Raw genomic sequence first — 12,285 nt, forward strand, 5'->3', positions numbered from 1 at the left:
GCTAATAGTCTAGCTATCTTTACCCTATCGCTATATATCGTTGGTCAGGCTAGAGACTTGTTGCTCCAGTTGACTATTTCTAGGGGGGATAGATGCCCTGAGATTAATTACTTTTCGGAGCTGGTGTTTGACGGATGATATCGTTAATCGCCTCTCTATCTGCATTCTGGCGATCTTCACGTTGTTGACGTGTATCGCAAACTTTTACCTTGATGCTTGATCCCGTCACTCTCTGTTTTCTACATTCATAGCCCGCGTCGGCAAGTCTTTGTTCATTTTTTGCTTTTAATGCCATCTGCTCTTCAGTCATAGGCTTGTTATCGGTACTGCTGCAAGCTGTCATGGCGAACATCAAGACACTCAAAGTAACCGTCTTAATAATATTTGTTGATTTTATAGACACAAAGTTTTCCTTAAATAAGATTATTAGTATTGTTCCATCAAAATGATGTGCGTTTTCGTGTACGCATTTATTGCATCTGGTCTGAACCAAGTATAACGGTTACATATTTGGAACAAATTAACAACTAAAAACAACGCCGCTACCGAAGGCATACTTTAGACCGTTAGGGGTAAAGGATCTAATGTTAATTTTATCTAATTGAATTAACGTCTTATGTCTATTCTGTTTTAGGTCACAAGATGCATGGTGAATCCGTGATCTTGATCAAAAGCGATTGACCGTTACGCGCCTATACTGGTTGTTAATAAACCGATAACAACTCACGTTTTTTATTTGCAGCAATGACGATTTTGTTTGCGATAAAGCACAAATCCTAGTGCTGCTATCTAGTTAGATAACATGAAAACAAGGAGGCCAATATGGCTGAGTTTATGACCGAACAGATAAGAAATCTGGCGGTGCTCGGACACACTGGAGCGGGTAAATCCTCACTGCTTGAGGCGTTACTGTTCCAAGGTAAGGCGATCACCCAAAAAGGCAGGGTGGACAAGGGCACAAATCATGCTGATTTCACTGCCCAAGAAAAAGACCATCGCCATAGCCTTGAACCTTCATTCCTCAATCTTGATTTCGACAACCATCACATCAACTTTATAGATACTCCAGGTCTTCCTGACTTTTTTGGTAGAGCCTTGTTGCCACTGCCCGGTGTGGAGACTGTTCTGCTAGTGATCAATGCGACAACGGGTATTGAAACGATAACCCAACGCGCCTTTGAGGCGGCAAGAGCTCAAGGTAAAGTGGTGCTCATTGCCGTGAATCATATCGACGGTAACGCTGGGATCTTGCCTGCATTGCTCGATGATATTCAAACTCGATTTGGTCACCGCTGCTTACCCGTTAACTTACCTAATGCAGCGTTAGATAGCGTGATTGATTGTTATCTTCATCCTGAGCCACAGCTGCAAGCAGACGCGCTATTTCATGATATCGCCAGTGCCCGCGATGAGCTGGTCGATACAGTGTTAGAAGAAGATGATGATTTGATGGCGCTCTATTTAGAGCAGGGAGAATCTCTCACTCCCGAGCAACTACACGCGCCCTTAGAAACGGCATTACGCATGGGACACTTAGTGCCGATCTGTTTTACTAGCGCCGAAACAGAGGTCGGTATTAGCGAGCTACTTGAACTGATCATTAAGCTATGCCCTAATCCGCTTGAGGCCAATCCACCGCAGTTTTTAAAAGGATTTGCCGACCAAGCCAAGCCAGTTGATGTCACGCAAGCCGCCGATGATCATGTGCTCGCTCATGTATTTCGGGTCGCGATCGATCCTTTCTTTGGCCGGATGGGCGTGTTTAGAGTGCATCAAGGCACGATTCAATTGGGAATGAAGCTCTTTATTGGTGATGGACGTAAACCTTTTAAAGTCAGTAGTTTATTTAAGTTACAGGGTGATAGACAGATCGCGGTGACCTCGGCCATTCCTGGGGATATCTGTGCGGTATCTAAGGTCGATGAACTTAACGTCGGTGCGGTATTGCATGACAGCCATGATGAAGATGAGTTTTGTTTGCCAGAGCTTAACCTACCTCAACCTATTTTTGGCTTGGCTGTTTCGGCGAAGCGTCGTGGTGACGAGCAGAAAATTGCCGAAGTGCTCCATAAATTGGTGGTGGAAGATCCCAGTCTGCACATAGCTAAAAATGAAGCTGAAGGACAGACTATTTTACAAGGGCAAGGTGATCTGCATCTGCAGATCGCACTTGAAAAAGCGCACGATCTATTTAATGTCGATATGGATACCGATGTGCCCGCCGTCGCCTATCGTGAAACGATTATGGCAACAGCCAAAGCTCGTTATCGCCACAAGAAACAATCGGGTGGTTCGGGGCAGTTTGGTGAGGTCGAATTGGAAGTCGAGCCTTTACCACGGGGAACGGGTTTTGAGTTTGTCAGTAAAGTGGTCGGTGGCTCGGTGCCTAGCCAATATATCCCAGCGGTAGAAAAGGGGGTTAAGGAAGCTATGGGGAGCGGCGCTTTGGCTGGGTATCCTATGCAAGATGTGCGGGTGTCTCTGTTAGACGGTAAGCATCACAGTGTGGATTCGAAAGAGATAGCGTTTGTGATGGCAGGTAAAAAAGCCTTCTTAGATGCTGTGCATCAAGCTCAAGCGGTTATATTGGAACCCATAGTTGAGATGACGGTTACCGTTGCTCAGGAGCATGTTGGCGATATTACAGGCGATATCAGTGCTAATCGTGGCATTATTTGTGGTACCCAGGCGCAAGCGAATGGCAAGGTCGAGGTTGAGGTTGAAGCCCCCTTAGCGACAGTAGATGACTACTCTACCAGACTTAAATCGTTGACTGGTGGTGATGGGCAGTTTGCGATGACCTTTAGTCGCTATGATGTGGTGCCAGATCATGTGCAGCAACAGTTAGTTACCGAAGCAAAGCGTGATTAAGATGAAATAGATACTATGGTTAAGTAAAGGGAGAGCCGAAGCTCTCCTTTTTTATTTAAGTCTATATCGGTTTAATTTTGATATAGAAGGTGTGTTATATATGTATCTCTATTTTATCGTGAGCACTGCTACTAAGTGTTTATACCTGTTGATGGATGAAGATAGATCTTATGACCTCAAACTATTCCCATTTAATTCATATCCGTGATCACTCTGAGTTAGTGTTATACGAGCTCATTCCTGATGTCGTGTGGATATTTGATTTAGATAAACATGGTTGGTGGTGGGGAAATTCTGCCGCATTACGCTTTTGGGGGCTTGAGCAATTAACGCAGCTGATAGATAAGGATCTCTCTGGGGATACCCAAGGAGCGAAAGATCGCACTGCACAAACTTTTGAGTTGGCGGCTCAAAACGGTTTAACGGTCGATCCATGGACCACTTATCCAAATGGCAAGCCTAAAACACTCTATATGCGTCATCGCGCTGTGTTGGTGGGGCCCAATAAACATCGCGCCATCATTGCCTACGTGAATGAAGAGGTAAACCTCGGTGACACGCCTGAAAATCTGCTGTTAGTGGAGGCGATGCGCTATACCAGTGTGCTAGTGACCAGTTTTACGTTTGAGGGTGAGCCGATAGTCGAAAACCCAGCGGCGACCCAAGCCTATAAGCATTTGTCTCGAACAGACTTAGTTGATAACCATAGTTTCTTTTCTAGCCGCTTTCTTGACCCAAGTGAAGGAAAACGGGTATTGGAGACCGCTATCGCGCAAAAAGGCGGCCAATGGACCTGTGAGGTGATGACATCCGCTGGCATACGTAAACATACGTTAGATTTGCGTATCACTCGCCATCCATTAACAGGAGATTTTCTGTTGTTGATGTCCGAATATGATGTATCGCCCCTGCATGCAGCGCTTGACCAAGCACGGCAGGCGCAAGAGCAATTACGTCAGCTAGCACACTATGATGCGGTAACTGGCATCCCATCCTTGCACTATCTGTTGGCTAAGGAAGCTGAATTGGTTGAGACGGCAAAGAGCAACGAGTCGTTATTGGCTGTTTTATATCTTGATTTAGATGGATTTAAGCAAGTGAATGATAATTTTGGCCATGAGGCGGGCAATCAGGTGTTAACCAATATAGCCAATAGACTCAGTGTTATCGCACAGGGGAAAGGCCAAGTGGTGCGGATTGGTGGTGATGAGTTTATCCTGTGGTTAGATGGCATAAACCAGCGCCAAGAGATCTGCCGTATAGCAGAGGAGATAGTGGCTAAGGTTCAGCAACCTATAGCGCTAGCTGACGCTTTAGATCCTGTCGTGATGAGCGTTAGTGTCGGTATTGCTTATTACCCTGATCATGGGGATAGTTTAGAAGCCTTAATTCAGGCTGCTGACAATGCCATGTATCAAGTTAAGCATCAGGGCAAATGTGCGGCGCGAGAGGCCTAATGTTAAGCCAAGCCAGCAAAGAGTCTGACTGATTATTCTATGCTGGCTGAGTTTGCTAGACGTCCACCATTATCTATATGGCGTTATAGCTCGTTAGCTTCGCTGATCCGTTCGCGCTTTTCCTGCTCTTCTTCGAGCGCGGCTTGGATCTCTTCTAGTACCGAATTGACATCGGCACTGTGAGTATCTTCAATGAATTCACCGGTTAACTTAGTATTTGGGGTGAGTTTAGCTTTTTCGTATAACGCCCACATCTCTTTAGCGTATTTGGTCTGCGCAAGTGCTGGTGCAAACTGCGAATAGTAGTGGGTCATATTATTCACATCACGTTCGAGCATCACTTTGGCATTGTTGTTGGCTGATGCATCGACGGCTTGGGGGAGATCGATGATCACTGGGCCGTTATCGTCGAGTAACACGTTAAATTCAGACAGATCACCATGGACTATGCCCGCGCATAACATACGCGTGATATATCCCATCATCACATCGTGATCGGCGATAGCTTGCTCTGACGTTAGCATAACGTCATTGAGTCGTGGTGCCACATCGCCGTTAGCGTCGGTGATCAGCTCCATTAACAAGACGCCATCGAAACAACCAAATGGGGTGGGGACTCTAATATCGGCGGCGGCACATTTATAAAGCGCATCGACCTCGGCATTTTGCCAGGCTTGCTCCTGTTGTTCGCGACCATAGCTTGAACCTTTTTCCATCGCTCGGCTGCGACGACTATTTCGGCTCTTTCTACCTTCTTGATATTGAGCTGCTTTTTTGAAGCTTCTTTTTGTAGCTTCTTTATATACTTTGGCACAGCGGATCTCTGTCCCACAACGTACGATGTAGACAGTAGCTTCTTTACCACTCATTAATTGGCTAATCACTTCATCGACGAGACCATCGTCAACCAGTGGTTGTATACGTTTAGGCGTTTTCATTGCGCCGTTATACCTTACTTCAAGACGGGATGGTACCTCTTGAAGACTAAATTATGTGAACTTGGGGCAATTTAAGCGGTTCAAGGTGATTTTTCGTGTTTCATGGGACTAAAAATGCGTTAAGAAAAGCTCTCCTTATCTCCTGTGTTCGCCTCAGGACTATAGCGCTAGGGGAAACTGAGGCGTTTTGTCGTACTCTTATGTCGGTTAGTGGGCGTATTTATGTTTAACCGCTTCGATCAAGGCTTGCCATTGTGGGTATTCTGCCAAGCTGCTTTTAAGATCGCCCCAAGGTGACATAGTGATAGCTTGATTGTCTGTATGAGTTAATTGAGTTGATTCATAGAGATAATAAAATGCCGATGCTCGGTAGTTTGCAGCGCAATGGATCAAAATATCCTTATCTTTATTGGCATCCATAATGGTGAAAAACTGCTCAACATCCGCTAGCGTGGGTCGCTGCCAGTCCACTGAAATATGTGCGTATTGCATCTGTGCTTTAGCCACCAGCTCGGCCTCATTTTTATGTCCATTAGGATTGTCATTTGGAATGAGATTAATGACTAAATCGATGCCAGCTTGTTTTAGCACATCAAACTGCTCAGTGGTTGGAAGTCCCGAGGTGATAATGGTATCACTGTTAAGTTTTATCGCCTTAATATCGGACAAACTGGTCGGTGTGATTGCTGCATGAGCAGACATAGCACTACTCATGAGTATGGCTACGCGGATGACAAACCAGGTTAATCTCTTGTTTAAATCGATGAGTGGGCGCATAGTTTATATCCTTGATTTATAGTTTAAACTGCTGGCTTATGAGGGTACACCTGAGGTGCGATTAAGCGTTACATATTGCGACTTACTTGGCAATGAGTAGGTGAGGATATTCACTCGAATCGAGTACAATGGCTCCTTGTTGGGGATACTTGCGAGGTCACTTTTTGAGACAACTTTTTGAGGAAAGAATATGAAAATTGAACGTGTTAATCCGACGCCGCGCTGGTCAGATGCAACTGTTTTTAATGGGATTGCACACTTTGTCGAAATCGCCGAAGACACGACTGCTGATATGCAGGGTCAAGTTAAGCAGATTTTAGCGCAAGCCGAAGCGACACTGACCAAGGTTGGCAGTGATAGAGCCTCTGTGTTGTCTACCACCATTTATGTTACAGACTTTGCTCACTTGGCGATTTTGAACGAACAGTGGGATGCGTGGTTTCCCCAAGGCTGCGCGCCGAGTCGTGCATGTGTTAAAGCCGAACTCGCCGATCCTAACTATTTGGTTGAGATGACTTTTGTGGCGGCCTGTAAACCTTAAATTGGTCGACGTTGATAAAGCTCATGGCGTATGCAAGTACTTGTTTACGCTTGTGCCACTGGCGACTCGATCGCACTGCTAAGTAGAGCAAAAGCGTGATGTTAATCCATCGCACTTTTTAATCTATTGTCAGTCAGATTATTGAGCCTAAAACCGCGGCGTGAAGCGCTTGTTTACCTTTGTTTTGCTGCGCTATTCAACCGTGGCTACCCTTAGATCGGTTTATTTTCTAGCAGTCCCTGTTTGCTTGTTGTTTCATCAGTTATAGTGGGATCAGATTCAAGCTTTATCGACACATTGTGGATGATAATAGGGGGATTGATGAATAGGGATTCAAGGAAGATAGTTCATGTTTTTGTTGGGTTATTATTGGTGGTGCTAGCGCCGCTGGTGAGTGCGGATGAGCATGTATTAGATGCTCGTGATATTGTACGTCAGTCGGATGAACAGATGCGAGGAGCCTCCAGCTATAGCGTGGCGACGATGAACATTATCCGCCCTGATTGGACACGTTCCATGACCATGAAAAGTTGGACTAAAGGGCAAGACCTTTCACTGGTTTTGGTGACCGCTCCAGCAAAAGATAAAGGCAGCGCTTCACTCAAGCGTTATAAAGAGATGTGGAACTGGATCCCATCGATTGAGCGCGTCATTAAGATCGCCCCCTCAATGTTGAGTCAATCATGGATGGGCTCAGACTTCACTAATGATGACCTCATCAACCAATCTTCTATTGTTGTCGATTATGACCATCAGCTGATGGGGCAAGCGGCTATCGATGGTGATAACAGTTACATTATTGATGCGCTGGCAAAGCCCGATGCGCCAGTGGTGTGGAATAAGGTGCGTTTATGGATCTCCACAACCAGCTTTTTGCAACGACGTGTCGAGTTTTATGATGAGTTTGATGAGCTGGTTAATATCTTAGAAACCTCCCAAATCCAGGAGCTTGGTGGCCGTATGTTAGCCACCAAAATGGCGATGTACCCCGTCGATAAACCGGGTCAAAGAACCGAACTCATTACCCATGAAGCTCAGTTTGATTTCGATATTGAAGACAGTTTTTTTTCACAGCAGCAGATGAAAGCGTTACGGGATTAACGCGGTATAATACCAATCAGTATAAGAAAGTGATCTACTCAGCGTGTTTTAGCGCTTTCGATGCTGTGTTAACGAGTTTGACCGTAGAACAACTATGCTCTTCACTCGTTGCCTTGCCTCATAAGCGCTAAATTTTCGCTGAGCGATCATATCTTTATACTGATTGGTATAAAGTCGATTGAGGGAAGAGTTATGTTGGTGAAACTCGCGTGGCGAAATCTTTGGCGACAAAAACGACGGACGCTACTAACCGCGTTGTCCTTGGCGTTAGCACTGTTTTTGTCACTCTTTATGCGCAGTATGCAGGAGGGGAGTTACCAACATAATATTGATAATAGTGCACGTTTCTCTACAGGATTGGTGCAACTCTCGCACCCTGACTTTGCTCAGAGTCAAAGCATAGAAGATCTACTTCCTCAAACTGACCACTTTATTTCGCCCGCAATGACCTTGCCACATGTGAGCTATCTGCTGCCGCGTATTGAATCATTTGCACTGGCATCGGCTGGTGAGCGCTCCAAAGGGGTTATGGTGATTGGCGTATTGCCAGAGCAGGAGGATGAATACTCGGGCATTGCCAGTAAGTTGGTGGCTGGTGAATTTATTACACATGATGATCAGTCGGTGCTGATTGGTGAAGGGCTTGCGCAAACCTTAGCGCTGAGCGTGGGCGATGAGATAGTACTTTATGGTCAAGGCTACCGCGGACAAACCGCCGCGGGGTTGTATCGGGTAAAAGGCGTGCTGCATTTTCCGCTGGCCGCGCTTGATAAACAGCTCGTTTACCTCCCGTTACCGCTGGCGCAAACGCTCTATTCTACTGGGGCGCAGGTTACCACTTGGGTATTGCACAGTGATGAATTGTCACGGATCCCCGCCTTAAAGGCTGAGCTTCAGCAACTGTACGGTCAGGATGTGAATGTTCGAGATTGGCAAGAGCTCGCGCCTGAGATGGCCCAACAGATCACCATGGATAAAGCGGGTGGCGTGTTTATGATGTACCTCCTCTATGGCATTGTTGGTTTTGGACTGTTTGCGACAATTTTAATGATGACCTTGGAGCGACAGCGTGAATTTGGCGTGATGTTGGCTACAGGTCTACAGCGGCATAAGTTAATGCAGCTCATTATTATAGAGTCCTGCTTTATTTCGCTGTTGGGTGTCATCATAGGTTTAGCGGTGAGTTTCCCTGTTGTTGGCTATTTCTATTATCACCCCATTCAATTGTCGGGCGACACGGCCGAGATGATGCTGGAGATGGGCTGGGAGCCCATTATTCCTATGTTGATCTCGATCAGGCTTGTGGTCGATCAGGTGACAATCGTGCTCATGCTCATGAGTATCTGCCTGCTCTATCCGTTATGGCGAGCCTATCATTTGTCTCTAGTGTCGGCACTGAAGGGGGGGGAGTTATGATCATTAAGCTGGCGTGGCGAAACCTGTGGCGTAATAAAATCCGCACCACAACCATGGTATGCGCCATGGTATTTGGTCTGATGGGCGTGGTGGCGATGATGGGGTTTATGTCAGGCATGTATGGCAACATGATTGATAATGCCATTGCGTGGCAAGTTAGCCATGTTCAGATCCAAAACCAGCGCTACCTCGATGATCAAGATATCAATGAAACCTTAATTAACCCGCAGCCATTAATTGAGGCGCTGCGCACAATGCCCGGGGTTAAGGCGTTTTCTGCGCGATTTCTAGTAGACGGCATGATTGCTTCCGCGCGAGCCAATCGCGGTATACGCATCAATGGTGTCGACAGCGATGCCGAAGCGAAGGTGACGCCAATAGCTGGCAGTATTATCCAGGGCCGTTGGCTGCTACAAGAGGGGCGTAATCCCATCGTTGTATCGCAAAAGACAGCCGAACGTCTGCGGCTTAAGTTGGGGTCAAAGGTGGTGCTCACTTTCAGTAATGCCCATAAAGATGTTACTGGTGCAGCTTTTCGTGTTGCTGGTATTTTTAGTTCGCCTTCTAGTGGCTTCGATGAGGCGAACAGTTATGTGCGCCGCAGTGATTTGGCTAAGCTTGCTGGAGTCGAGGGGATTCATGAAATCGCCGTCGTGCTCAATGAATCAAATAATTTGGACAATCGCTCGGCACTGGAGCTAGCTGGGCAACTAAGTCAGTTGAGCGATACGGGCAATCGCGTGCGAGACTGGCAGCAAGTCCAGCCACTATTGGCGACAATCATTTCACAGATGGGTGCAACCAATGCGGTGATATTGGCCATTTTTGTTTCGGCAATGGGCTTAGGTATTGTCAATGTCATGCTGATGTCGGTGTTTGAACGTACCAGAGAATTGGGGGTGTTAATGGCAATTGGCATGGCAAAGCGTCAAGTGTTCACGCTTATTTTACTGGAGTCGACGCTACTGGGGATAACGGGCGCAACCATTGGATCGCTGGCCAGTTTACTGCTGGTTACGCTGCTGGCGCAAACGGGTATTCCTTTGGGCAATATGGCACAAGGGTTAGGTGCATTTGGCGTCGATACCACCCTTTATCCAAGCGTCAGCTCTAATGAGTACGCCGCAGCTTTTGTCACCGTGATCTTGGTGAGTATTCTGGCATCACTCTATCCCGCGCGGCAGATTTTAAAACAACGGCCGGTAGATGCTATGTCACAGAAGCATTAAGGAGGTGATGCGATGAGTATCGAGATTAGCCAGCTGAGCAAAGTGTACAATCCAGACAGCGACTTTCCAGTGCATGCCGTCAAAGCGTTAGACTTGAGCATAAAACAGGGAGAGTTTGTGGCTGTGATGGGGCCGTCAGGCTCAGGCAAGACCACTTTGCTTAACATGATTGGTGGAATAGACTCGCCAAGCTCGGGTGCAGTGTATATTGATGGTGATGATATTTGTCAGTTAGATGACAAGGCATTAATCGCCTTTCGTCGCGATCATGTTGGTTTTATTTTTCAAGATTACAGTTTGTTGCCAGTGCTGACGGCATTAGAGAATGTAGAGTTTGTGATGCAACTTCAGGGACACTGTGAGCAGGCTTGTCGGCAACGCGCCACCGAACTGTTGAAACAGGTCGGTTTGGGCGATCATCTACACAAAGTGCCCGCTAAGCTGTCGGGGGGGCAGCAGCAGCGAGTGGCCGTTGCCAGAGCCTTGGCCCCGCGGCCACGCTTTGTAATGGCCGATGAGCCAACCGCAAACTTAGATGCAAAAAGTACCAGTGAGCTGCTCGATATCATGCAACAGCTCAATGAGATAGAGGGAACGACATTTATTTTTTCAACACATGATCAACGCGTAATAAAGCGCGCTAAGCGGGTGATCGTGTTTGAGGATGGTCAACTTGTGGAGGATAAATTGCAGTGAGGTTGCCACGCTATGGGCTTGTGATCCTGCTCTGCCTTTGTGGCGTGCAGCAGTCGATGGCATCGCCTATCCCAGGGCTTGCTCCCCAAAAAGATTGGGACTTAAACGGTTACGTTAAGTATATGGGCAGTGCGACATATCCTGACAGTCAAGATAACCTACTTGATCATCTACTCAACCAACGTGTTAATTTTGAATATCGGATTGATAAGAGGCTGCGCTTTAATTTGGGGATGCGCAATCGACTCTTCTATGGTGACACGAGTCAGTTTCCGGCCTATGGCAAGCTGGTGGGCTTCGATAACGGATATTTTGACCTATCGACCAACTGGTTAGATAGCCATGGTTGGGTTGGTAACAGTCAGTTCGATAGGGCGTATTTAACTTTTAGTACTGATGAGGATTGGCAATTTAAGCTTGGACGATTTCGGGTGAATTGGGCGATGAGCGCACTGTGGAATCCCAACGATATTTTTAATGCTTACTCGATTTATGATTTTGATTATGAAGAGCGGTCTGGCACGGATGCGATAATGGTGAGCCGGAAATTGGGTTTTGCCAGCAGTGTTGAACTGGTCTTTAACGCCAATCAAGATAGTGACTTAAACCGCTATGCGACACGCTTTTTATTCAACCATGATGGCTGGGATATGCAGCTAATCGCTGGGAAAGCCGGTACCGATAGAGTATTCGGCGCTGGTTTTGCGGGGGATATTCAAGGGGCTGGTATTCGGGGAGAGTGGAGTTACTTTGACCCCATTTATGATAATTGGCCAGAGCGCGAGCAAGTGACAAATCCGTTACTCTCCACGCCCTCTATGTTGCCAGAGCTGGGGTTCTATTCGACCCATGTGGCGACTCTTGAGAGTGATTACAGTTTTGCCAGTGTTCGCAACTGGATACTGCGTGGATCTGTGCTGTATATATCCTCTCCTATGTTGGCCGATAGTGCACAGCTTTATCTTAATTTACCGCTCAGCGCTCGGACACTTAGCTTTACCCAATGGACCTATTATGGGGAGGCGAGTTTTGATTGGTCGGCGTTAAGCCGTGTCAGTCTAAGTGCGAGCTATTATCAGGATGGCTCCTATTTTGTTGGCGCTAGCGTCAGTTATTCGCTTGCTAATGACTGGCAGCTGCAATTTATTGCCCAACGATTTGATGGCGATATAGACAGTTTGTTTGGCCAATCCGCTTCGACGCTCGCTTTTGCTCAGGTGAAATGGAGCTTTTAGCCATCATCGCAGGATATTGGCGCC

At 46.8% G+C, this 12,285-nt stretch carries 11 protein-coding genes; 8 read left to right on the forward strand and 3 right to left on the reverse strand.

Annotated features, from left to right (window positions below; translation table 11 throughout):
* Window positions 1-103: 103 nt before the first annotated feature.
* Complete coding sequence (locus K0I73_RS06020) at window positions 104-403, reverse strand: hypothetical protein (RefSeq protein ID WP_220063589.1); 300 nt, start codon at window positions 401-403, stop codon at window positions 104-106.
* 419 nt (window positions 404-822) lie between these two features.
* Here K0I73_RS06020 and fusA point away from each other — a divergent pair, with 419 nt between their 5' ends.
* Together fusA and K0I73_RS06030 are read left to right on the forward strand one after the other, a co-directional pair.
* Window positions 823-2,871, forward strand: coding sequence for an elongation factor G (gene fusA / locus K0I73_RS06025; RefSeq protein ID WP_220063590.1), 2,049 nt, complete (start codon window positions 823-825; stop codon window positions 2,869-2,871).
* A gap of 170 nt (window positions 2,872-3,041) precedes the next feature.
* A complete protein-coding gene (locus K0I73_RS06030) occupies window positions 3,042-4,328 on the forward strand; it encodes a GGDEF domain-containing protein (protein ID WP_220063591.1) in 1,287 nt (428 codons plus the stop codon).
* Between the two features lie 83 nt (window positions 4,329-4,411).
* Here the strand turns inward: K0I73_RS06030 and K0I73_RS06035 are convergent, their stop codons facing one another.
* Window positions 4,412-5,266, reverse strand: a complete 855-nt coding sequence (locus K0I73_RS06035; protein WP_220063592.1) for a PA4780 family RIO1-like protein kinase — start codon at window positions 5,264-5,266, stop codon at window positions 4,412-4,414.
* A 207-nt stretch (window positions 5,267-5,473) separates the two neighbouring features.
* On the reverse strand, window positions 5,474-6,043 hold the full coding sequence (locus K0I73_RS06040; protein ID WP_220063593.1) for a protein tyrosine phosphatase family protein: 570 nt from the start codon (window positions 6,041-6,043) through the stop codon (window positions 5,474-5,476).
* A 190-nt stretch (window positions 6,044-6,233) separates the two neighbouring features.
* Between K0I73_RS06040 and K0I73_RS06045 the strand changes: the two genes are divergently transcribed.
* From K0I73_RS06045 to K0I73_RS06070, 6 genes are all read left to right on the forward strand, one after another.
* Entirely contained in the window at window positions 6,234-6,584 is a 351-nt protein-coding gene (locus K0I73_RS06045) for a RidA family protein (protein WP_220063594.1), read from the forward strand.
* 321 nt (window positions 6,585-6,905) lie between these two features.
* A complete protein-coding gene (locus K0I73_RS06050) occupies window positions 6,906-7,685 on the forward strand; it encodes an outer membrane lipoprotein-sorting protein (RefSeq protein WP_220063595.1) in 780 nt (259 codons plus the stop codon).
* A 192-nt stretch (window positions 7,686-7,877) separates the two neighbouring features.
* Window positions 7,878-9,101, forward strand: a complete 1,224-nt coding sequence (locus K0I73_RS06055) for an ABC transporter permease (protein ID WP_220063596.1) — start codon at window positions 7,878-7,880, stop codon at window positions 9,099-9,101.
* Window positions 9,098-10,330 carry an ABC transporter permease gene (locus tag K0I73_RS06060; RefSeq protein ID WP_220063597.1) on the forward strand — a complete coding sequence of 411 codons (1,233 nt, stop codon included), beginning with the start codon at window positions 9,098-9,100 and terminating at the stop codon, window positions 10,328-10,330. The genes K0I73_RS06055 and K0I73_RS06060 overlap by 4 nt, the downstream gene beginning before the upstream one ends.
* A gap of 12 nt (window positions 10,331-10,342) precedes the next feature.
* Window positions 10,343-11,026, forward strand: coding sequence for an ABC transporter ATP-binding protein (locus K0I73_RS06065; RefSeq protein ID WP_220063598.1), 684 nt, complete (start codon window positions 10,343-10,345; stop codon window positions 11,024-11,026).
* Window positions 11,023-12,261, forward strand: coding sequence for a hypothetical protein (locus tag K0I73_RS06070; protein WP_220063599.1), 1,239 nt, complete (start codon window positions 11,023-11,025; stop codon window positions 12,259-12,261). The genes K0I73_RS06065 and K0I73_RS06070 overlap by 4 nt, the downstream gene beginning before the upstream one ends.
* Window positions 12,262-12,285: the final 24 nt, after the last annotated feature.

It is taken from the genome of Shewanella mesophila, from assembly GCF_019457515.1.
In the GTDB taxonomy this organism is placed as follows: Bacteria; Pseudomonadota; Gammaproteobacteria; order Enterobacterales; family Shewanellaceae; genus Shewanella; species Shewanella mesophila.

Coding starts and splice junctions, on each gene's coding strand:
- fusA (WP_220063590.1), top strand. CDS start 823: ATGGCTGAGTTTATGACCGAACAGATAAGAAATCTGGCGGTGCTCGGA.
- K0I73_RS06030 (WP_220063591.1), top strand. CDS start 3,042: ATGACCTCAAACTATTCCCATTTAATTCATATCCGTGATCACTCTGAG.
- K0I73_RS06035 (WP_220063592.1), bottom strand. CDS start 5,266: ATGAAAACGCCTAAACGTATACAACCACTGGTTGACGATGGTCTCGTC.
- K0I73_RS06040 (WP_220063593.1), bottom strand. CDS start 6,043: ATGCGCCCACTCATCGATTTAAACAAGAGATTAACCTGGTTTGTCATC.
- K0I73_RS06045 (WP_220063594.1), top strand. CDS start 6,234: ATGAAAATTGAACGTGTTAATCCGACGCCGCGCTGGTCAGATGCAACT.
- K0I73_RS06050 (WP_220063595.1), top strand. CDS start 6,906: ATGAATAGGGATTCAAGGAAGATAGTTCATGTTTTTGTTGGGTTATTA.
- K0I73_RS06055 (WP_220063596.1), top strand. CDS start 7,878: ATGTTGGTGAAACTCGCGTGGCGAAATCTTTGGCGACAAAAACGACGG.
- K0I73_RS06060 (WP_220063597.1), top strand. CDS start 9,098: ATGATCATTAAGCTGGCGTGGCGAAACCTGTGGCGTAATAAAATCCGC.
- K0I73_RS06065 (WP_220063598.1), top strand. CDS start 10,343: ATGAGTATCGAGATTAGCCAGCTGAGCAAAGTGTACAATCCAGACAGC.